Genomic DNA, 22198 nt, shown 5'->3' with positions numbered 1-22198 from the left:
GACCCTGACAAAGCCCGACCTCGGCGTCAGGGCAGGGCGATCAGGCCCATCTCGGAGACCGAGGCCAGGACGGCGTGGCGGGGGACGATCCGCACGGAGTAGCCGAAGGCACCACCGCGCTTGAGTTGGACCTCGCCGTCGAAGCGATGGCGGCCACCGTCGTAGCTGTCGGCGAGCTCGAGGCGGGTCACGGTGGCGTCGACCAGGTCGTCCTCACCGTCGATCACCCCGTGCACGACCTCGACGGCGACATCGTCCGGCGTCAGCGACCCGAGGGCCACGAAGGCGCGGACGGTGAGCACCGAGCCGACCTCGGGGTTGTCCCCGACGCCGTGACTCTCGACGTGCTCGACGCGGACGTCGGCCCAGCCGGCGCGTACCTGCTTCTTCCAGGCCGCCAGCTCGGTGGCGCCCTTGAAGTCGGAGTTCAGCGACCGGCCGGTGATCGCCGCGGGCGTGTAGAGCTGGCGGACGTAGTCGCGCACCATCCGGGTCGCCAGGACCTTGGGCCCCAGCGACTTCAGGGTGTGCCGCACCATCTCGATCCAGCGGCTGGGTACGCCGTCGTGGTCGAGGTCGTAGAAGCGCGGGGCGATGTCCTTCTCGATCAGGTCGTAGAGCGCCGTCGCCTCGAGGTCGTCACGTCGCTCGACGTCCTCGACCCCGTCGGCCGACGGGATGGCCCAGCCGTTCGACCCGTCGTACCACTCGTCCCACCAGCCATCGAGGATCGAGAGGTTGAGCCCGCCGTTCAGCGCCGCCTTCATGCCCGAGGTGCCGCACGCCTCGTAGGGGCGCAGCGGGTTGTTCAGCCAGACGTCGCAGCCGGGGTAGAGCGGCTGTGCCATCGCGATGTCGTAGTTGGGCAGGAACACGATGCGGTGGCGGACCTCGGGGTCGTCGGCGAAGCGCACGAGCTCCTGGATCAGCCGCTTGCCGCCGTCGTCCGCGGGGTGGGACTTGCCGGCGATGATCAGCTGCACCGGGCGCTCGGGGTGGAGGAGCAGCCGCTTGAGCCGCTCCTGGTCGCGCAGCATCAGCGTCAGCCGCTTGTACGACGGGACGCGGCGCGCGAACCCGATCGTCAGGACGTCGGGGTCGAGCGCCTCCTCGACCCAGGCGCACTCGGCGGCGGGATACCCGCGCTTGAGACAGGACTTGAGCAGCCGCTGCCGAGCGTCGGCCACGAGCCGCTCGCGGAGCAGCCGCTTGACCGTCCAGATGTCGGCCGACGGCGCGCGGTCGACCGCCTCCCAGAAGGAGTCGACCCCGTCCGAGTCGCCATGGGCGCCGTGCCGCTCGGCGAGGTCGAAGACCTCACGCCCGACCCAGGTCGGAGCGTGGACGCCGTTGGTGATCGACGTGATCGGCACCTCGGCCTCGTCGAACGCCGGCCACAGGCCGTGGAACATCTCGCGGCTGACGTGACCGTGGAGCTGGGAGACGCCGTTGGCGCGCTGGGAGAGCCGGAAGCCCATCACCGCCATGTTGAACACCGTCGGGTCGCCGCCGGCGTAGTCCTCGGCCCCGAGGGCCAGGATCCGCTCGAGGGGGACGCCCGAGAGCGGTCCGGCGCTGCCGAAGTACTGCTCGATGAGCTCGCGGGAGAATCGGTCGATACCCGCCGGCACCGGCGTGTGGGTAGTGAACACGGTCGAGGCTCGCGAGACCTCCAGCGCGGTCGGGAAGTCGAGCCCGGGGCCGCCCTCCTCGACGGTCAGCTCGCGGATCCGCTCCAGGCCGAGGAAGCCGGCATGGCCCTCGTTGGTGTGGAACACCTCGGGCTCGGGCGCGCCGGTCAGCTGCGCGTGTACGCGCAGCGCCCGCACCCCTCCGATGCCGAGGAGGATCTCCTGGCGTAGACGGTGCTCCGAGGAGCCGCCGTAGAGCCTGTCGGTGACGTCGCGGTAGTGGTCGGGGTTGCCCTCGACATCGGAGTCCAGCAGGAGCAGGGGCACCCGACCCACCTGCGCCACCCAGATCTTCGCCATCAGGTCCGGGCCGTCAGGCAGGGCGATGGAGATCGTCGCGCGCTCCCCCTGCTCGTCGCGCAGGAGCGTGATGGGGAGCTCGTCGGGGTCCAGGACGGGGTAGGTCTCGAGCTGCCAGCCCTCGCGCGAGAGCGACTGCTTGAAGTAGCCCGCGTGGTAGAGCAGGCCGACGCCGACGAGTGGGACCCCGAGGTCGCTGGCCGCCTTGAGGTGGTCACCGGCGAGGATGCCGAGGCCGCCGGAGTACTGCGGCAGGACCGCGGTGATGCCGAACTCCGGGGAGAAGTAGGCGATCCGCGTCGGGGCGTCGTCACCGGCCTTGCGGGTGTACCACCGCTCTCCGGCGAGGTAGGCGTCGAGATCGGCCTTGGCCGACCCGAGGCGGTCGAGGAACCCCTGGTCACCGGCGAGCTGCTCGAGCCGCTCGGGGCTCACCGCCCCCAGCAGCCGCACCGGGTCGTGCTTGGTCGACTCCCAGGTCTCGGGGTCGACCTCGCCGAAGACGTCCTGGGTCGGCGGGTGCCAGGACCACCGGAGGTTCCCCGCGAGATCGGCCAGCGCAGAGAGCGCCGGGGGCAGGACCGGACGGACGGTGAATCGACGGATCGCACGCACTGGACGACGGTAGCCGAGATCGACTTGATCGTTCCAATTTATGACCGAATCCGGCGCGTCCTCGGCTGCGTACCCCGCCGGTGACGGGGTACGGCGTGGCCAGGCGCGGTGGTCTCGGCCCGCTCGACCGACGAGCGGGGAGCGTTGCCCGACGCCTCACCTTGCACGGTGGGTGCTGATTCGGAAGGGTGGCGAGCATGGTCGGACGCATCCCAGTCATGGACGTCATGCCACTGGTCGACCTCGGCCGACTCCCCGCAAAGGCCACCGTGGAGGAGTCGCTGCCCGTCTCCGCGACCATCTTCCGCGAGGGCCACGACCGGCTCGGGGCCGAGGTCGTCCTCGTCGCCCCGGACGGCGCGAGGCGCGCCCCGGTGCGGATGACCGAGACGGAGGTCCCCGACCGCTACACGACGTGGGTCACGCCCGACTCCGTGGGCGCGTGGACCTTCGAGGTGCACGCCTGGTCCGACCCCGTCGCCACCTGGCAGCACGCCGCCGGGCTGAAGATCCCAGCGGGCGTCGACGTGGAGCTGATGTTCACCGAGGGCGGGCTGCTGCTCGACGAGGTCGCTGCCGAGCCCGGGCTCGACCCGCAGGAGAAGAAGGTCGTCACGGGCGCGGCCTCCGCCGCCCGCGACGACTCACGCCCGGTCGAGGCACGCCTGGCGGCCCTCCAGGCTCCCGAGCTGGTCGACGTGCTCACCGCCCACCCGCTGCGCAGGCTGCTCACGGTCGAGGGCCCCTACCCGCTCTACGCCGACCGGGCCCTCGCGCTGTTCGGGAGCTGGTATGAGTTCTTCCCCCGCTCCGAGGGCGCGACCTACGACGAGGAGTCCGGTGCGGCGGTGAGCGGCACGCTGCGCACCGCCGCCGAGAGACTCGAGGCGGTCGCGGCGATGGGCTTCGACGTCATCTACCTTCCCCCGATCCACCCGATCGGGGAGGTCAACCGCAAGGGACCCAACAACACCCTCGACCCCGGCCCCGACGACCCGGGGTCGCCCTGGGCGATCGGCAGCGAGGACGGCGGACACGACGCGGTCCACCCGGACCTCGGCACCCTGGACGACTTCGACGCGTTCGTGGCGCGGGCGCAGTCGCTCGGACTCGAGGTGGCGCTCGACCTGGCGCTCCAGTGCGCGCCCGACCATCCGTGGGTGAAGGCCCACCCTGAGTGGTTCACGACGCAGGCCGACGGCACCATCGCCCACGCCGAGAACCCGCCGAAGAAGTACCAGGACATCTACCCCGTCAACTTCGACAACGACCCGAAGGGCATCTGCAAGGAGGTCCTGCGCATCGTCCGCCACTGGATGTCCCACGGCGTACGGATCTTCCGGGTGGACAATCCCCACACCAAGCCGGTCGCGTTCTGGGAGTGGCTGCTGCGCGAGGTACGCCGTACCGACCCCGACGTGCTGTTCCTCGCCGAGGCCTTCACCCGGCCGGCGATGATGTCCGCGCTCGGCGCCGTCGGCTTCCACCAGAGCTACACCTACTTCACCTGGCGCACGGCGAAGTGGGAGCTCGAGGACTACCTCCGCGAGGTCTCGGGCGCTACCGACCACCTGATGCGACCGAACTTCTTCGTCAACACCCCGGACATCCTCCACGCCTTCCTGCAGTACGGCGGCCCGGCGGCGTTCAAGATCCGGGCGGTGCTGGCCGCGACCGGCTCGCCGAGCTGGGGGGTATACGCCGGCTACGAGCTGTTCGAGCACGTCGCGGTCCGGCCGGGCAGCGAGGAGTACCTCGACTCGGAGAAGTACCAGATCCGCGTCCGCGACTGGGCGGCCGCCGAGAAGGACGACACCACGCTCGCGCCGTACCTCACCCGGCTCAACGAGATGCGCCGTGCCCACCCGGCCCTCCAGCAGCTGCGCCACCTCGTCGTCCACTCCAGTGACGACGAGAACGTGCTGGTCTTCAGCAAGCAGGTCTCGACAGGCTCGACCAGCGAGGGCGGCGGCGACGATCTGGTGATCGTGGTGGTCAACCTCGATCCGCACGCCGCGCGCGAGACGATCATCCACCTCGACCTGCCGGCGCTGGGCCTGGACTGGCAGGACAGCCTGGCCGTCCACGACGAGGTCACCGGCGAGGACTGGCACTGGGGCCAGCACAACTACGTGCGCCTCGATCCCTATGTCGAGCCGGCCCATGTCCTGAGCGTGCGGAGGACGTCGTGAGCGACGGTGTGGTCTCGACGAGCTCGACCAACGAGGAGGGCTCGACGAGCGGACAGAACGAGAGCGACATCGTCGGGTCGACCTCGGAGCAGGAGCAGCCCGACTGGTACAAGACCGCGGTCTTCTACGAGGTGCTGGTGCGGTCGTTCCGAGACTCCAACGGCGACGGCACCGGAGACTTCCAAGGCCTGATCGAGAAGCTCGACTACCTCAACTGGCTGGGAGTCGACTGCCTGTGGGTGCCGCCGTTCTTCACCTCGCCGCTGCGCGACGGTGGCTACGACGTCGCCGACTACACCTCGATCCTCCCCGAGTGCGGCACCGTCGACGACTTCCGCGACTTCGTCGCGGCCGCCCACCAGCGAGGCATGCGGGTGATCGTCGACTTCGTGATGAACCACACCAGCGACGCGCACCCGTGGTTCCAGGCCTCGCGCAGCGACCCGGACGGCCCCTACGGCGACTTCTACGTCTGGTCCGACACCGACGAGATGTACGAGGACGCCCGGGTCATCTTCGTGGACACCGAGCCCTCCAACTGGACCTGGGACCCGGTGCGCCAGCAGTACTTCTGGCACCGCTTCTTCTCCCACCAGCCCGACCTCAACTTCGACAACCCGAAGGTGCACGAGGCGATGCTCGAGGCCATGTCGTTCTGGCTCGACATGGGTCTGGACGGGTTCCGGCTCGATGCCGTGCCGTACCTCTACGAGCGACCCGGCACCAACGGGGAGAACCTCCCGGAGACCCACGAGTTCCTGCGCATGGTGCGGCGGTTCATCGACGAGAACTACCCCGGCCGGGTCCTGCTCGCCGAGGCTAACCAGTGGCCCGCGGACGTGGTCGACTACTTCGGCGGCAAGCGCGACGACGACACCGGTGAGTATCTCGGCGACGGCGACGAGTGCCACATGTGCTTCCACTTCCCGGTGATGCCGCGCATCTTCATGGCCGTCCGCCGCGAGTCGCGCTTCCCGATCTCGGAGATCATGGAGCTGACGCCGCCGATCCCCGACAACTGCCAGTGGGGCATCTTCCTGCGCAACCACGACGAGCTGACCCTGGAGATGGTCACCGACGAGGACCGCGACTACATGTGGGACGAGTACGCCAAGGACCCACGGATGAAGGCCAACATCGGCATCCGCCGACGACTGGCGCCCCTCCTGGACAACGACGTCAACCGGATGGAGCTGTTCACCGCACTCCTGCTCTCCCTGCCGGGCAGCCCGGTCCTCTACTACGGCGACGAGATCGGGATGGGCGACAACATCTGGCTCGGCGACCGCGACGGCGTCCGGACCCCCATGCAGTGGACCCCCGACCGCAACGCCGGCTTCTCCTCGGCCACGCCGGGCAAGCTGCACCTTCCGGCGATCCAGGACCCGGTCTACGGCTACCAGAGCGTGAACGTCGAGGCACAGCTCGAGGACGCCTCGTCACTGCTCCAGTGGACCCGCCGGATGATCCACGCCCGCCGTGGTCATCCGGCGCTCGGCCTGGGCTCGTTCCTGGACCTCGGCGGGACGAACCCCTCGGTGCTGTCCTACGCGCGCGAGCACGCGTCCGAGGACGGCGCCACGGACGTCATCGTGTGCGTCAACAACCTGTCCCGGTTCGCGCAGCCGGTCGAGCTGGACCTGCGCCGCTGGGAGGGCTGCGTCCCGGTCGAGCTGCTGGGCGGCGTCCCCTTCCCGAGCATCGGCGAGCTGCCGTATCTGCTGACCCTTGGTGGGTACGGGTTCTACTGGTTCAGACTCATCGCACCACCCGAGGAGGCCACCGCCCCGTGACGGACGAGAACCCGACCGCGACCGCCAGCACGACTGCCCGCCCCACGGCGGGCGAGACCGAGGGTCCGACGACCTCCGGCGACGCCCTCCGCCAGCTCTCCGAGTACCTCGAGGGAGCGCGGTGGTTCGGTGGCAAGGGGCGCGGCGTGCGCGTCACCGGGGTGCACCGGCTGGGCGTCGTGGCCGGCGAGAGCCCGCGGGTCGTGGTCGACATCGTCGAGGCGACGTACGCCGACGGGGCGACGGACCTCTACCAGCTGCCGATGGCTCTCTACACCGAGCCCGAGCACCGGCTCGACCACGCCTTCGTGGGCTGGTGGGAGGACCCCGACGTGGGGTGGACCCACGCCTACGACGCCGTCCACGACCGGGAGGCGATGGCGGCCTACCTGCGGGCCTTCGCCTACCCGCCAGACGGGCCGCTCCGGTTCCACCTCCTGCCCGGGACCCGGCTGGACCCGACCTCGTCGTCCACGCCGTTCAGCGGTGAGCAGTCGAACTCCTCGGTGGCCTTCGGCGAGCAGGCGCTGCTCAAGCTCTTCCGGCGGGTGACCCCCGGGGTCAACCCCGACATCGAGATCCACGAGCGGCTCACCCTGGCCGGCACGGACACCGTCGCCGCGTTGCTGGGGTGGGTCGAGGCTCCCGGCGGCGTCGGGTCCGATGGGTTCGAGACAGGTGGGGAGCACCGCCTTCCTCGACCAGCGGACGGCGGGGTCTTGCAGCTGGGGATGCTCCAGCAGCTCCTGAGGACCGCCAGTGACGGCTGGGAGCTGGCGCTGACCAGTGTGCGCAACCTGTTCGCCGAGGCGGACCTGTACGCCGACGAGGTCGGCGGCGACTTCGCCGCGGAGGCGCAACGGCTCGGCGAGGCGGTGGCGCACACCCACGCCCTGCTCGCCGAGCACTTCCCGACGAGCCGACGCACCGCCTCGGAGCACGCCGAGCTCGCCGCGGCGATGACCGGCCGGCTCGAGGCGGCGCTGACCGTCGTCCCGGAGCTGGACGACCAGGCCCCGGCGCTGCGTGAGCTGTTCGCCGCCGTGGGAGCGATCGAGGACGGGGCGATCCAGCGGATCCACGGCGACCTCCATCTGGGGCAGACCCTGCGGACCGCGAAGGGCTGGAAGATCGTGGACTTCGAGGGCGAGCCCGCCAAGGACCTCGCGGAGCGCGTCCTGCCCGACTCCCGCTGGCGTGACGTCGCCGGGATGCTGCGCTCGTTCGACTACGCGCCCCGCGTGACCGCGATGACCGCGATGACCACCGCCCCGACCGGCGACGACGGCGTCGAGCAGCGCGCCTTCCGGGCTGCGGAGTGGTCGGCGCGCAACCAGGCGGCGTTCCTCGAGGCGTACGCCGGACGCGACCTCACCGGCGACGAGCAGACGCTGCTGGCGGCCTACGTGGCCGACAAGGCCGTCTACGAGTGCGTCTACGAGGCACGCAACCGACCGACCTGGCTGTCCATCCCCCTGGCAGCCCTGGCCGCGGGAACCGATGGAGCAGCGGTGAGGAAGCGATGAAGCAGGTCCCCCACTCCGAGATCGACCAGCTCACGCGCGGCGAGTACGGCGCTCCGCACGGCCTCCTCGGGCCCCACCCCGACGCCGGCTCCACGACGTTCCGCGCCTACAAGCCACTGGCGCGCACGGTCACCGTCGTGACCGCCGACGGCGTCCGGTTGCCCCTGGAGCACGAGCACGACGGGGTCTGGGTCGGCGAGCTGGTGGCGGAGGGGCCCGAGGCCGACGTGCCGGACTACCGCCTGGAGGTCGACTACGGCCACGGCGCGGTGACGGTCGACGACCCCTACCGCTTCCTGCCGACCCTCGGCGAGGTCGACCTGCACCTGGTCAACGAGGGCCGCCACGAGCTGCTCTGGACGGTCCTCGGGGCGCGCGTCCACCACTACCGGGCGTCGACGGGCGACGTCTCCGGCACGTCGTTCGCGGTGTGGGCACCCGGTGCCCGCGGCGTGCGGCTGGAGGGCGACTTCAACTCCTGGGACGGGCGCGAGCACCCCATGCGCCAGCTCGGGGCGTCCGGCGTCTGGGAGCTGTTCGTGCCCGGCGTCGGCCCCGGCGCGGGCTACAAGTACGTCGTGCTGGGCGCCGACGGCGACTGGCGGGAGAAGGCCGACCCGATGGCCTCCTGGGCCGAGGTGCCGCCGGCGACGTCGAGCCGGGTCTACGAGTCCTCCCACGTGTGGGGCGACGACGACTGGATGCGGAGCCGGGGCACCCGCCCGCCGATCGCCGAGCCGATGTCGATCTACGAGGTGCACCTCGCGTCGTGGCGGAAGCGACACGGCGCCGTCCTGACCTGGGACCAGCTCGTCGACGAGCTCGTCCCCTACGTCGCCGACCTCGGCTTCAGCCATGTCGAGCTGATGCCGGTGATGCAGCACCCCTTCGGCGGGTCCTGGGGCTACCACGTCACGTCGTACTTCGCACCAGATGCCCGGTTCGGCGATCCCGACGGGTTCCGCCGGCTCGTCGACGCCTTCCACCAGCGCGGGATCGGCGTCCTGCTCGACTGGGTCCCCGGACACTTCGCCACCGACGCCTGGGCGCTGGCCCGCTTCGACGGCACCCCGCTGTACGAGGACCCGAACCCCCAGCGGGGCTGGCACAAGGAGTGGGGCTCCCACATCTTCAACTTCGGCCGGCGCGAGGTGCGCAACTACCTCTACGCCAACGCGCTCTACTGGCTGGAGGAGTTCCACGCCGACGGGCTGCGTGTCGACGGCGTGGCCTCGATGCTCTACCTCGACTACGCCCGCTCCGAGGGCGAGTGGTCGCCCAACGCTCTGGGCGGCAACGAGAACCTCGAGGCCGTGCAGTTCCTCCAGGAGATGAACGCCACGGTCTACAAGAGGGTCCCCGGAGCGACCACCATCGCCGAGGAGTCGACGTCGTGGCCGGGTGTGACCCGCGCGACCGACAGCGACGGTCTCGGCTTCGGCTTCAAGTGGAACATGGGCTGGATGCACGACTCCCTCGACTACCTCGCCCGCGAGCCCGTGCACCGCGCGTGGCACCACAACGAGATGACCTTCGGCCTCACCTACGCCTTCAGCGAGAACTTCGTGCTGCCGCTCTCGCACGACGAGGTCGTGCACGGCAAGGGCTCGCTGCTGCGCAAGATGCCCGGCGACCGCTGGCAGCAGCTGGCGAACCTGCGGGCCTACCTCGCGTTCATGTGGGCACACCCGGGCAAGCAGCTGCTCTTCATGGGCGCCGAGATCGGCCAGGAGTCGGAGTGGGCGGAGTCCCGCGAGCTCGACTGGTGGCTCCTGGACCACCCCGAGCACCTCGGTGTCCACCGGCTGATGAAGGACCTCAACCGCGCCTACGCCGACTCGCCCGCGATCTGGTCGCGCGACAACGAGCCGGACTCCTTCGCATGGGTCGACGCCAACGACGCCGCTCGCAACGTCTTCTCGTTCATCCGGCGCGGGGTCGACGGGTCGACCTTGGTGTCGGTGTCGAACTTCTCGTCGGTTCCCCACAGCGACTTCCGGCTCGGGCTGCCCGCCGCCGGGACCTGGCGCGAGGCGGTGAACACCGACGCCGCGACGTACACCGGGTCCGGCGTGGGCAACCTCGGCTCGGTCACCGCGGTCGAGGGCGGGGAGAGCGGCCAGCCCGCCCACGCCACGCTCGTCCTGCCGCCCCTGGCCACCGTCTGGCTGCGCCCCGCCTGAGGCCGGTTCGGGTCTCGCCGGCACGTGCTGCGGCGCCCGAACCCCGGGCCGAGGAACATCCTGGTTAGGGTCGGAGGGTGAGCGACGAGCCGACGGCCGCGGGCGAGCCCGTCGAGCGCGACGGACTCGAGCTGACCGACGGAGTGGTCACGCTGCGACCGTTCGAGGAGTCCGACATTGCGGCGCACGTCGACGGGGAGGATGACGAGGCTCGGCTGTGGTTGGGCCAGCCCGGGCCGTCGACCCGTGACGGGATGCTCGACGTCGTGCAGCGATGGCGCCGCGAGTGGGCCGCGGGAGAGCGGCACACCTTCGCCATCCACCACGACGCCGTGACCGTGGGCACGGTCGCGGCGCGCCCCGAGGGCGACCAGACGATCTCGTTGTCGTGGTTGCTCTATTCCGGACACCGCGGGCACGGGTTCGCCGCCCGGGCGGCCCGCCTCCTGGCCGACTTCTCCCTCGCCGAGCTCGGCGCACGACGGGTGCAGGCCGAGGTCGACCCCCGCAATGCCGCGTCACTGCGGGTTGCCACCCGGGCCGGGCTTCACCGTGAGGGCGTGCGACGGGTGGTCCTGGGCATGGCCGACCGGCCCGACGCCACCGGGATGGTCATCTTGTCGCGCCTCGCCACCGACACCCCCACCTCCGAGCCCGAGGGGTTTCGCGCCCTGCTCAACTCCTTCCTTCCGCGCAAGCGCGCGATCAGCCAGCTCCTGCTGCGCGACCGCGCGGGCCGCGTGCTGATCTGCCGGTTGACCTACAAGAACGACTGGGACCTGCCCGGCGGCGTGGTCGAGGTCGGGGAGTCGCCGCAGCTCGCGGCCACCCGCGAGGTGAAGGAGGAGCTGGGGCTCGACATCGAGGCCGGACCGCTGCTCCTCACCGACTGGCTGCCCCCGTGGGGCGGGTGGGACGACGCCGTCTGCCTGGTCTTCGACGGAGGCGAGCACGACGCGAGCCTCACCGACGGGATCGTCAAGCAGGCCCGGGAGATCCGCGAGGCGGAGTTCGCCACCCCGGAGCAGGTGCACGAGCGATGCGCCGACTTCACCAGCCGCCGGATCGGGTCCGCGCTGGCCAGCCTCGCCGACGGCGCCCACCCGGCGTACGTCGAGAGCGGTGGCTGACCCACGCTGGTCGAGCCCGTCGAGGGCCTCCGATCCTGCACGGCGGTCTCGACAGGTTCGACCAGCGACGGCGAGGATCGGCCCATGACCTACGTCTATGACTTCACCGAGGGCGACAAGGACCAGAAGGAGCTGCTCGGCGGCAAGGGCGCGAACCTCGCCGAGATGACCAACCTGGGCCTGCCGGTGCCGCCCGGCTTCACGATCTCGACGGAGGCCTGCCGCGCCTACCTCGCGCAGGGTGACCTGCCGGACGGGCTCGCCGCCGAGATCGACCAGCACCTGTCGGCCCTGGAGCAGGAGATGGGACGTCGGCTGGGCGAGCCGTCCGACCCGCTGCTGGTCAGCGTGCGGTCGGGTGCGGCGGTCTCGATGCCCGGGATGATGGAGACCGTGCTCAACGTCGGGCTCAACGACGAGTCCGTCCGGGGCCTGGCCGAGCAGAGCAACGACGAGCGCTTCGCGATGGACTCCTACCGTCGGCTGCTCCAGATGTTCGGGGCGACGGTGCTCGGCATCGACTCCGAGGTGTTCTCCCGCGCGCTGGACAGGCTCAAGAAGGATCGCGGAGCCACCACCGACACCGACCTCGGCGTCGACGACCTGCGCGATCTGGTCGCGATGTTCCGAGACGCGATCCGTGAGCACGCCGGACGCGACTTCCCGCAGGACCCACGCGAGCAGCTCGAGCTCGCGATGCGCGCCGTCTTCGACTCCTGGCACACCGAGCGGGCTGTGCTCTACCGTCGCCAGGAGCGCATCGACGAAGCCCTGGGCACGGCGGTGAACGTGCAGGCGATGGTCTTCGGCAACCGCGGTGAGGACTCCGGCTCCGGGGTGGCCTTCACACGCGACCCGGCGTCGGGCAACCAGGGCGTCTACGGCGACTACCTCCAGAACGCCCAGGGCGAGGACGTCGTCGCCGGCATCCGCAACACGGTGTCGCTGGCGGACATGGAGCGCATCGACAAGGCGTCGCACGACGCCCTGCTGTCGATCATGGACAAGCTCGAGAAGCACTACCGCGACATGTGCGACATCGAGTTCACCGTCGAGCGCCGCAAGCTGTGGATGCTCCAGACCCGCGTCGGCAAGCGGACCCCCGAGGCGGCGTTCCGGATCGGCCGGCACATGACCGACGAGGGCCTGATCGACACCGACGAGTCGCTGCGCCGGGTCACCGGCGCCCAGCTGGCGCAGCTGATGTTCCCGCGCTTCGACGAGACCGCGGAGCGGACGCTGCTCGCCCGGGGCATGAACGCCTCACCGGGGGCCGCGGTCGGCAAGGCCGTCTTCGACTCCGACACGGCCGTGGAGTGGGCCGGGCGCGGGGAGGACGTGATCCTGGTCCGCAAGGAGACCAACCCCGACGACCTGCGCGGCATGGTCGCCGCGCGCGGAGTCCTCACCAGCCGAGGTGGCAAGACGTCGCATGCCGCCGTTGTCGCCCGCGGCATGGGCCGCACCTGCGTGTGCGGCGTGGAGGCCCTCGACGTGAGCTCCAAGAAGCGACGGGCCAGGGTCCGGGGCGGTGACCCGATCCGCGAGGGTGACGTCATCTCCATCGACGGCACGACCGGCGAGGTGTTCGCAGGTGCCGTCCCCGTCACCGACTCGATGGTGATGCGCTACCTCGAGGGCGAGCACGTGGACGAGGACCTCGTCCACGCCGTCGACCGGGTCATGAAGCGCGCCGACGACGTGCGCCGCCTGCGCGTGCGGGCCAACGCCGACACCCCGGAGGACGCCGCGCGGGCGCGCCGGTTCGGGGCCGAGGGCATCGGTCTGTGCCGCACTGAGCACATGTTCCTCGGCGAGCGACGTCAGCTCGTCGAGAACCTCATCGTCGCCGACGACGAGGCCGGCCAGGAGACCGCCCTCGCGGCGCTGCTCCCGCTTCAGCGAGACGACTTCCGCGGCATCTTGGAGGCGATGGACGGCCTGCCGGTCACGATTCGGCTGATCGACCCTCCGCTGCACGAGTTCCTGCCGGACTACACCGATCTCTCGGTCAAGGTCGCGCTGGACGAGGAGCAGGACGACCTCGACGAGCACGACCAGCGGCTGCTGGAGGCCGTCAAGCGGCTGCACGAGCAGAACCCGATGCTCGGACTGCGCGGCGTACGCCTCGGCATCGTGATCCCGGGCCTGTTCAAGATGCAGGTGCGCGCGATCCTGGAGGCCGCCGCCCAGCGGCTCGCGGCCGGTGGCGACCCCCAGCCGGAGATCATGATCCCCCTGGTCGCGGCGGTCACCGAGCTGGACCTGGTCAAGGGCCAGATCGCCGAGGTCGCCCGCGACGTCGAGACGGAGCGCGGCACCTCGGTCCCGCACAAGGTCGGCACCATGATCGAGCTGCCCCGGGCGGCCGTGACCGCCCACGAGATCGCCGGGTCGGCGGAGTTCTTCTCCTTCGGCACCAACGACCTGACCCAGATGACCTGGGGGTTCTCGCGCGACGACGTCGAGTCGTCGTTCTTCAGCCGCTACCTCGAGCACGGGATCTTCCAGGTGAGCCCGTTCGAGTCGCTCGACGTCGACGGCGTCGGACGGCTCGTGCGCCATGCCGCCCGGCTGGGGCGGAAGGCCAACCCGGACCTGCACCTCGGCGTCTGCGGCGAGCACGGCGGCGACCCGGCCTCGATCCACTTCTTCGACGAGATCGGCCTCGACTACGTCTCCTGCTCGCCGTTCCGAGTCCCGGTCGCCCGCCTCGAAGCCGGCCGCTCCACCCTCGGTTGAGGAGGGCGCGCTCTGACGGGTAGTCCCTGACAGAAATGTCGGGATCGGGGTCCGGTGACGACGTTTCTGTCAGGGACTACCCGGTCCGGTGACAACGTCTCAACGGAGGGTGAAGGGCCAGCCGGGGCGCATCGGGCCGTCGTCGCCGGGCTCGATGTAGTGCTCGGTGCCGAAGGCCATCGCGAACACGTCGTCGGACATCCCCAGGAACTGCTCGATGTCCGTCGCCTGGGAGCGGTGTGCCTCCATCGAGGCGCGCCGGTGGCGCAGATACCCCGAGACGTCGACCTGCCAGGTGATCGCGGACTCGGGCTCGCCGAGCGGGTTGCCGTCGTCCATCGGGTCGTCGGGGTTCCAGTCCGGCTCGACCCCCGCCTGGCGAGTCGCCTCGAACACCCGCCGGATCTCATCGCGGTTCATGGTCGACTCCAGCAGCCGCGGGGTACGACGAGCCAGCGGCGCTGCCGCGTGCACGAGCGCGTGCACCTTGACGTGGTCGGGATGGCCGTAGCCGCCGTGCCAGTCGTAGCCGACCAGGACGTCGGCGTCCTCCTCGTCGAGCACGCCGGCCAGCCGGCGGGCCGCCTCGTCGAGATCGGCGGCGTGGAAGGAGCCCTCGGCGTCGTTCTGCTCCCAGCCGGTCATCCCGGAGTCCGCGTATCCCAGCCAGACGATGCGGGAGAGCCCGAGCGCGCGGGCGGAGGCTTCGGCCTCGCGGCGCCGGTGGTCGGCCACGCTCTCGCCGTCGACGGCGTCGACGGCGACCTCACCGTGCTCGCCGTTGGTCGCGAACACCACCACGACGCGGTTGCCCTCGGCGGCGGCCCGGGCCATCGCTCCCGACGTCTGGGACGCCTCGTCGTCGGGATGGGCGTGGGTGAAGACGATCGTGCTCACCGAGGCCACCTCAGAACAGCGCCGACGCGAGGCTCTGTCGACCGCGCAGCACCCGTGGATCGTCGTTCCCCACGGCCGCGAAGAGGCCGATGAGGTGCTCGCGGGCCTGGTTGCGCTCATCGCCGGAGGAACGCCGGACCAGGTCGACAAGCCGGTCGAAGGACGAGTCGACGTCGCCGTCGAGCAGGTCGACGTCGGAGGCGAGGGTCTGGGCGCCGACGTCGTCGGGATCGGCGACCGCGGCCGCGCGGGCGGCATCGGCGTCGACGCCCTGGGTGCGCTGGAGCACCTTGGCCATCGCCAGGCCGGCTGCCGCCTCGGTGTCGGCGGGGTTGGCATCGACGAGGCGCTGGTACTCCGCGACCGCGGCGTCGACGTCGCCGGAGGCCAGCGCCTGCTCGGCCGGGGCGTACCTCGGGTCGGCCTGGGGCTCGCCGCCCTCGTCGTCGGCGGAGGCAGGGTGCGAGAGCGGCTGGTGACGCGCGGTGATCCCCTGCGTGGTCAGGCCCTGGGCGAGCTGGTTGAGCAGGGCGTCGAGCTCGTCACGCCGGAGCACGCCGGGGATCGGCTGCGCCGCCGGCCTGCCGTCGAGGATCACCATCAGCAGCGGCACCTGGGGGATCTGGAGGCTCGCCGCGATCGACGGCGTCGCGTCGATGTCGACCAGGCCGGCCAGGAAGCGACCCTCGTAGGCCTCGGTCGCCGCTGCGACCTCGAGGGCGTACGTCGTGCTCTCGGGCGCCCGGCTCGGCGAGTAGAAGACCAGGACCACCGGCGCGGTGACCGAGGACTCGAGGAGGGACTGGAAGCTCTGCTCGTCGACCTCGAGGGAGTACGCCGAGGACCCGGCGGCGGATGCCTGCCCATCGGCTGGAGCGGGGCGCTGGAGGCCCGACAGGTCGACGGCGCCCGGGCGGCTGAACGGCTGCTGCGTCATGACGGCCATCCTAGGGACGACCGGTCGGCCTTCCGGCGGGTGGTTTGCGAGACGGGTGCCGGGCGACCCCCCTCAGAAGCGCGCCGGCTCGCGGTACTCGCCCCACTCGGCACGCAGCGCGTCGCAGATCTCGCCGAGGGTCGCCTCGACCCGGCACGCGTCGAGCATCGGCTCGATCATGTTGCCGTCGGTGCGGCCGACGTCGACCATCCGCTGGATCGCCGCCGCCACAGCCTCCTCGTCGCGCGCCGCCCGCCGCGCGCTCAAGGCCCTGACCTGCTCGACCTCCACCTCGTGGGAGATCCGCAGGATCTCCAGGTCGCTGGTGATCGAGTCCGTGTGGACGTTGACCCCGACGATCCTCTTGTCGCCCTTCTCCAGGGCCGTCTGGTACTGGAACGCCGCCTCGGCGATCTCCGCCATGAACCAGCCGTCCTCGATGCCGCGCAGCAGCCCCTTCGTCACCGGGTTGTCGCCGGCCCGGGTCGCCGCCGCGAGCCCCTCGGTGTCGGTGTGGGTCAACGACGAGCCGCCCATCGCGAGGATCTTGTCGAAGATCGCGTTCGCCTCCGCCTCGAGGCGGTCGGTGAGCGCCTCGACGTACCACGAGCCCCCGAGCGGGTCGGCGACGTTCACGACGCCGGTCTCCTCCATGATCACCTGCTGGGTGCGCAGCGCGATCTCGGCGGCCTGCTCGCTGGGCAGCGCCAGCGTCTCGTCGAGGGCGTTGGTGTGCAGCGAGTTCGTGCCGCCGAGGACCGCCGAGAGCGCCTCGATGCCCGTCCGGACGACGTTGTTGTACGGCTGCTGGGCGGTCAGCGAGACACCGGCGGTCTGGGTGTGGAAGCGCAGCCACTGCGCCTTCTCGGTGGTGGCGCCGTACACGTCGCGCATCCAGCGGGCCCAGATGCGCCGCGCGGCGCGGAACTTGGCGATCTCCTCGAAGAAGTCGACGTGCGCGTCGAAGAAGAACGACAGGCCGGGACCGAACACCTCCACGTCGAGCCCGCGACTGAGACCGAGCTCGACGTAGCCGAACCCGTCGGCGAGCGTGAACGCGAGCTCCTGCGCGGCGGTCGAGCCGGCCTCGCGGATGTGGTAGCCCGAGACCGACAGCGGCTTGTACGCCGAGATGTTGTGCGCGCAGTACTCCATGAGGTCGCCGATCAGGCGGAGGTGCGGCTCGGGGGTGAACAGCCACTCCTTCTGGGCGATGTACTCCTTGAAGATGTCGGTCTGAAGCGTGCCGTTGAGCGCCGACAGGTCCGCGCTCTGGCGCTCGGCCGCGACGAGGTACATGCAGAAGACGGGGACGGCCGGCCCGCTGATCGTCATCGACGTGGTGACCTCGTCGAGCGGGATCGAGTCGAAGAGCTCGTCCATGTCGGCCGCGGAGTCGATGGCCACGCCGCAGTGCCCGACCTCGCCGAGACTCTGGGAGTCGTCGGAGTCGCGACCCATCAGGGTGGGCATGTCGAAGGCCACGCTCAGCCCGCCCCCGCCCCGCCCGAGGATCATCCGGTAGCGCTCGTTGGTCTGCTGGGCGTTGCCGAAGCCGGCGAACTGCCGGATGGTCCACGTGCGTCCGCGATACCCGGTGGCGTAGAGCCCTCGGGTGAAGGGGAACTCGCCGGGCCACTCCGAGGCGTCGCCGTCGGCGGGACCGTACGCCGGGTCGACCTCGACCCCGGAGAGCGTCGTGAAGTCCGCGTCGCGGACCCGCGCGGCGTCGTAGCGCCGCTGCCAGCGAGAGCGTGCGTCGGCGTCGGTGGTGTCCGTCGAGACCATGTCACCCATGCCCGAATAGTAGGACGTCCTACTAGTTTTCCCTAACGACGGACTGCGGCGAGCAGCTGGTCCCTGGTCATCCGCGAGTACCCGGTCACGCCCCGGCTCCGCGCCTCGGCACGCAGCCGGGTGACCGTCCAGGTCTCGACGGGCGACGCTTCAGCCGAGGAGGCGGCCGGCGTGGGGGTCGGGGCCGGCGTAGCGGCCGTCCTCTGCTCGGCTCGGTCCTTCCACGTGGTCGCGGATGCCTCGGCCCTCGCCAGGCGCCGGCGTACGACGCCCAGCTCGGCCTTGGCCCCGGCAGCCAGAGACTTGTGCTCCTTGGCCCGCGCCTTCCACTTCTCGGCCGACTTCTCGGCGGCCACGAGCCGGGTCTGGAGCTTGTCGACCGCAGCCTTGAGCCCCTTTCCCGCGGGGGGTGGAGCCTTCTTCGCCTGCTGCTTCTTCTTCGCCACGGACTCATCGTGGCGCATTCAGGTGAACGGGACGGGTCAGCACGGGGACCGTCGCCGTCGCCGGTCCTCACCGGCACGGCCTCACCGACGCCAGCGGAACAGCCGCCCGTCGCGGACCTCGACCTGCCTCGGAGGCTTGGGGGTGGGACTCGCGTCGAGATGGTCGAGCACCCGGCTGCGGCCGCGGAGCGACACCCTCGCGTCGTCGAAGCGCACCGAGGGATCGAGCAGTGGCCGGAGGGCGGCCCAGTCGCGGCGGTCCACGAGGTTCCACACCTGCGCGGCCGGCTCGGGCAGGTCGGGCAGGTCGTGCAGCATCGCGGGCGTGCACATCCGCCAGGCGTCGACGACCAGCTCGCGCATCTCGGTCTCGTCGAGTCGGGCGAGATGTGCGCAGACCCACTGGTATCTCAGGTCGGCCCGGCCCGGGAGGTAGAAGGTCTCGGGATCGGCGGCGACCAGGCCCTCGCGCTCGGCCCTGGGGAAGCCGAAGCCCAGCTCCTGCTCGTCGCGCGAGAAGGCCACGAAGACGATCTGGCCGACCTTGAGCTTCCAGCGACCACGCACCTCGCGCTCGTAGGCCCGCGGCAGCGCGAGGCCCACGCGGCGCACGGCGTCGGAGTCGGTCACCGGACCATGCTGACCTCCTCCACCGACAGCCCGCCCGGCGGCCGACAGCCCGCCCGGCGGCGGTCAGTCGAAGTCGCCGGCGGCGCGGCGGACCGGACGCAGCAGCGCGGAGAGCCGACCCAGCTCGGCATCGGACAGGGAGCCCAGCGCGAAGTCGGCTCCCACGAGGTCGCCGGTGGCGACCTCGACCAGCGCCCGACCGGCGTCGGTCACCTCGGCCAGCACCGCGCGCCCGTCGTCGGGATGCGGCCGGCGCACGACCAGCCCGTCGGCCTCGAGCCGCTGCACCGTCGAGGTGATCGAGGTCGGGTGCACCTGGAGCCGTTCGCCCATCTTGCCCAGCGGCAGCGACCCGCGCGAGGAGAAGCAGAGCAGCACGAGCGCCTCGTAGCGGGCGAAGGTCAGCCCGTGTGGCTTCAGGATGCCGTCGAGGGCGCCCAGCACGAGCTGCTGGACCCGCATCAGCGAGGTCACCGCGTGCATGGCCGGCACGGCGTCCCAGCGCCTGCCCCACTGACGCGCGGCCTCGTCGATCGGGTCGAACGGCAGCCGCGGCATACCAGGAGACTAGTTCGTGCGCGACCGGCGGATTTGTTCCAAGAGGTTGATCAACCTATTGTAACTATCTATGCCGTCCCGCACGTCCGCGCTCAGCGTCGCCGAAGACCTCCACCTCGTCGTCGGGCGCATCGCCCGCGCGCTCCGCCAGGCCCACGCCATCGGCGACCTGACCCTGTCCGAGGCCTCCACCCTGGCCCGGCTCGACCGCGGCGGCCCGGCCTCACCCGGCACGATCGCCGAGGAAGAGCGCGTCAGCCCGCAGGCGATCGCGACGACCATCGCCGTCATGGAGGCCAAGGGCTACGTCGTGCGCAGGTCCGACCCGGCCGACGGGAGGCGCGCCATCGTCAGCCTGACCGAACTCGGGACGGCGGTGCGGCGCGAGCGACGCGGGGAGAGTGCGCGACGGCTCGAGGCCGGGCTCCGCGACACGCTGGACCCCGGAGAGCTCGCCGCCCTGGCCGCCGCGATCCCGCTGCTGGACCGCGTGGCGCAGTCGCTGTGACCGCCACGACCACCCCCACCCACGACGACCGCTACAAGTGGGTCGCCCTGTCCAACACCACGCTCGGCATCCTGATCGCGACCATCGACGGCTCCATCGTGATCATCGCGATGCCCGCGATCTTCCGTGGCATCGGCCTGGACCCGCTCGCGCCCGGCAACATCGGCTACCTGCTCTGGATGATCCTCGGCTACCTCCTGGTGTCGGCGGTGCTCGTCGTCTCGGTGGGGCGGCTCGGCGACATCTTCGGCCGCGTGCGGATGTACAACGCCGGCTTCGCCGTGTTCGCCGGCGCCAGCGTCTGCCTCTCGGTCGACCCGTTCCACGCGCGCGCCGGCGCACTCTGGCTGATCGGGTGGCGCGTCGTCCAGGCCACCGGGGGCGCGATGCTCACCGGCAACTCGGCGGCGATCCTCACCGACGCCTTCCCCTCCGAGCAGCGCGGGATGGCACTCGGCATCAACCAGATCACCGGGCTGGCCGGGCAGTTCCTCGGGCTGCTGCTCGGAGGGCTGCTGGCCGTGTGGGACTGGCGAGCGGTGTTCTGGGTGAGCGTGCCCATCGGGATCGTCGGCACCATCTGGTCCTACCGGAGCCTGCGCGAGATCGGGGCCCGGTCGCGCGCCCGGGTCGACGTGCTCGGCACCGCGACGTTCACCCTCGGCCTGGGGCTGGTCCTCACCGCGCTCACCTACGGCATCCAGCCCTACGGCGGTCACGCGACCGGGTGGACCAGCCCGCGCGTCCTGGGCGGCCTCGGGCTGGGCATCCTCCTGCTGGGCGCCTTCGCGGTCGTCGAGTCGCGGGTGGCGGCGCCGATGTTCCGTCTCGGCCTGTTCCGGTCGCGGGCGTTCGTGGCCGGCAACCTGGCCGCCCTGCTCACCGCCATCGCCCGCGGCGGGCTCCAGTTCATGCTGATCATCTGGCTCCAGGGAATCTGGCTTCCTCTGCACGGCTACTCGTTCGAGGACACGCCGTTGTGGGCCGGCATCTACATGCTCCCGCTGACCTGCGGCTTCCTGGTCGCCGGGCCGATCTCGGGCTACCTCTCCGACCGCTTCGGCGCCAGGCTGTTCTCCACCACCGGACTCTTGCTCGTCGCCGCGTCGTTCGTCGGCCTGATGTCGATCCCGGTGGACTTCGACTACCCCGTCTTCGCTCTCCTGCTCCTGCTCAGCGGGCTGGGACAGGGCATGTTCTCGGCCCCCAACACCGCCGCGATCATGGGCAGCGTCGCGCCGTCGGAGCGTGGGGTCGCCTCGGGGATGCGCTCGACCCTCCAGAACTCCGGGACCGCGCTGTCGATCGGCGTCTTCTTCTCGTTGATGATCGCCGGGCTCGCGTCGTCGCTCCCGGCCCAGCTGTCCAGCGGCCTGAGGGCTCACGGCGTCCCTCCGCACCAGGCAGAGCAGATCGCCGGCCTGCCTCCAGTCAGCACGCTGTTCGCGACGTTCCTGGGCAACAACCCGGTCCAGCACCTGCTCGGCGGCACCATCACGAACCTCTCCCCCGCCGACGCCGCGACGCTGACCGGGCACGAGTTCTTCCCGCGGCTGGTCGCGGGGCCCTTCCACCACGGACTGACGATCGTGTTCACCGCGGCCACGGTGATGGCGCTCGTCGCCGCCGCGGCCTCGCTGTCGCGGGGCCGTCACCAGCGCGCCGGTCAGAGCTCGGCGAGCAGCGTCTCGGCGGCGGCGTAGGGGTCGGTCGACCCGGCGACGACCTGCGCCGCGAGGTCGTCGAGCTCGGAGCGTCCGTGGACGTCGCCCCACCGCTCGCGTAGGGCCGTGAGCGCGATCGCCTCGATCTCCTCGCGGGCCCGGCGGGTACGACGCGCGGCCAGCTCGCCAGACGACTCCAGCCACGCGTGATGCCGCTCGATCTCGACCGCCAGGTCGTCGACGCCCTCGGCGCGCGACGCGACCGTCTTCACGATCGGCGGCCTCCACGACCCTTCCGCGCGCTCCGCGAGGGACAGCATCGAGCGCAGCTCGCGACGCAGCGAGTCGGCTCCGTCGCGGTCGGCCTTGTTGACGACGTAGACGTCCCCGATCTCCAGGATTCCCGCCTTGGCGGCCTGGATGCCGTCGCCCATTCCCGGCGCCAGCAGGACCAGGGTCGTGTCGGCGAGCCCGGCGATCTCGACCTCGCTCTGCCCGACCCCGACGGTCTCGATCACGATGTCGTCGCAGCCCGCGGCGTCCAGCACCCGGATGGCCTGGGGCGTGCTCCAGGCGAGGCCGCCCAGAT

Annotated in this window: 16 protein-coding genes; 8 read left to right on the top strand and 8 right to left on the bottom strand. The window is 71.0% G+C overall.

Features of this window, described 5'->3' with window-relative positions; genetic code table 11:
- Nucleotides 1-26: 26 nt before the first annotated feature.
- Complete coding sequence (gene glgP, locus VHW64_RS18975) at nt 27-2606, bottom strand: alpha-glucan family phosphorylase (protein ID WP_329652145.1); 2580 nt, start codon at nt 2604-2606, stop codon at nt 27-29.
- Nucleotides 2607-2803: 197 nt separating this feature from the next.
- Between glgP and VHW64_RS18970 the strand changes: the two genes are divergently transcribed.
- From VHW64_RS18970 to ppdK, 6 genes are all read left to right on the top strand, one after another.
- Complete coding sequence (locus VHW64_RS18970; RefSeq protein WP_329652144.1) at nt 2804-4798, top strand: alpha-1,4-glucan--maltose-1-phosphate maltosyltransferase; 1995 nt, start codon at nt 2804-2806, stop codon at nt 4796-4798.
- Nucleotides 4720-6591, top strand: a complete 1872-nt coding sequence (gene treS / locus VHW64_RS18965) for a maltose alpha-D-glucosyltransferase (protein ID WP_414690541.1) — start codon at nt 4720-4722, stop codon at nt 6589-6591. Before VHW64_RS18970 ends, treS begins: the two co-directional genes overlap by 79 nt.
- The gene (locus VHW64_RS18960; protein ID WP_329652143.1) at nt 6588-8117 is read left to right on the top strand and encodes a maltokinase N-terminal cap-like domain-containing protein; all 1530 of its coding nucleotides are present in this window, start codon (nt 6588-6590) and stop codon (nt 8115-8117) included. The genes treS and VHW64_RS18960 overlap by 4 nt, the downstream gene beginning before the upstream one ends.
- Nucleotides 8114-10300, top strand: coding sequence for a 1,4-alpha-glucan branching protein GlgB (gene glgB, locus VHW64_RS18955; RefSeq protein WP_329652142.1), 2187 nt, complete (start codon nt 8114-8116; stop codon nt 10298-10300). The genes VHW64_RS18960 and glgB overlap by 4 nt, the downstream gene beginning before the upstream one ends.
- Nucleotides 10301-10377: 77 nt before the next feature.
- A complete protein-coding gene (locus VHW64_RS18950) occupies nt 10378-11430 on the top strand; it encodes an NUDIX hydrolase (RefSeq protein WP_329652141.1) in 1053 nt (350 codons plus the stop codon).
- Nucleotides 11431-11514: 84 nt separating this feature from the next.
- Nucleotides 11515-14172 (top strand): pyruvate, phosphate dikinase, encoded by a 2658-nt coding sequence (gene ppdK, locus VHW64_RS18945; RefSeq protein WP_329652140.1) that lies wholly within the window; start codon nt 11515-11517, stop codon nt 14170-14172.
- A 99-nt stretch (nt 14173-14271) separates the two neighbouring features.
- Here ppdK and VHW64_RS18940 read toward each other — a convergent pair whose 3' ends face one another.
- The 6 genes from VHW64_RS18940 to VHW64_RS18915 all read right to left on the bottom strand — a co-directional run bounded on the left by VHW64_RS18940 (nt 14272) and on the right by VHW64_RS18915 (nt 19437).
- Entirely contained in the window at nt 14272-15069 is a 798-nt protein-coding gene (locus VHW64_RS18940) for a PIG-L family deacetylase (RefSeq protein ID WP_329652139.1), read from the bottom strand.
- A gap of 10 nt (nt 15070-15079) precedes the next feature.
- Complete coding sequence (locus VHW64_RS18935) at nt 15080-16006, bottom strand: tetratricopeptide repeat protein (RefSeq protein WP_329652138.1); 927 nt, start codon at nt 16004-16006, stop codon at nt 15080-15082.
- Between the two features lie 72 nt (nt 16007-16078).
- Nucleotides 16079-17803 carry an acyl-CoA mutase large subunit family protein gene (locus VHW64_RS18930; protein ID WP_329652137.1) on the bottom strand — a complete coding sequence of 575 codons (1725 nt, stop codon included), beginning with the start codon at nt 17801-17803 and terminating at the stop codon, nt 16079-16081.
- 32 nt (nt 17804-17835) lie between these two features.
- A complete protein-coding gene (locus tag VHW64_RS18925; protein ID WP_329652136.1) occupies nt 17836-18249 on the bottom strand; it encodes a hypothetical protein in 414 nt (137 codons plus the stop codon).
- Between the two features lie 81 nt (nt 18250-18330).
- On the bottom strand, nt 18331-18879 hold the full coding sequence (locus VHW64_RS18920; protein ID WP_329652135.1) for an MmcQ/YjbR family DNA-binding protein: 549 nt from the start codon (nt 18877-18879) through the stop codon (nt 18331-18333).
- Nucleotides 18880-18942: 63 nt separating this feature from the next.
- Nucleotides 18943-19437 (bottom strand): MarR family transcriptional regulator, encoded by a 495-nt coding sequence (locus VHW64_RS18915; RefSeq protein WP_329652134.1) that lies wholly within the window; start codon nt 19435-19437, stop codon nt 18943-18945.
- Nucleotides 19438-19507: 70 nt separating this feature from the next.
- On the opposite strand from VHW64_RS18915, the gene VHW64_RS18910 reads away from it, so the two are divergent.
- Nucleotides 19508-19945 carry a MarR family winged helix-turn-helix transcriptional regulator gene (locus tag VHW64_RS18910; protein ID WP_329652133.1) on the top strand — a complete coding sequence of 146 codons (438 nt, stop codon included), beginning with the start codon at nt 19508-19510 and terminating at the stop codon, nt 19943-19945.
- Nucleotides 19942-21648 (top strand): MFS transporter, encoded by a 1707-nt coding sequence (locus VHW64_RS18905; protein ID WP_329652132.1) that lies wholly within the window; start codon nt 19942-19944, stop codon nt 21646-21648. The genes VHW64_RS18910 and VHW64_RS18905 overlap by 4 nt, the downstream gene beginning before the upstream one ends.
- Here VHW64_RS18905 and VHW64_RS18900 read toward each other — a convergent pair.
- The coding region (locus VHW64_RS18900; RefSeq protein ID WP_414690540.1) for an ArgK/MeaB family GTPase at nt 21612-22198 on the bottom strand (587 nt) is incomplete at its 5' end. The genes VHW64_RS18905 and VHW64_RS18900 overlap by 37 nt on opposite strands.

Origin of the sequence: Nocardioides sp. (genome assembly GCF_036267815.1) — a bacterium.
Classification (GTDB): Bacteria; Actinomycetota; Actinomycetes; order Propionibacteriales; family Nocardioidaceae; genus Nocardioides.
This window is presented reverse-complemented; position numbering and strand designations above follow the sequence as displayed.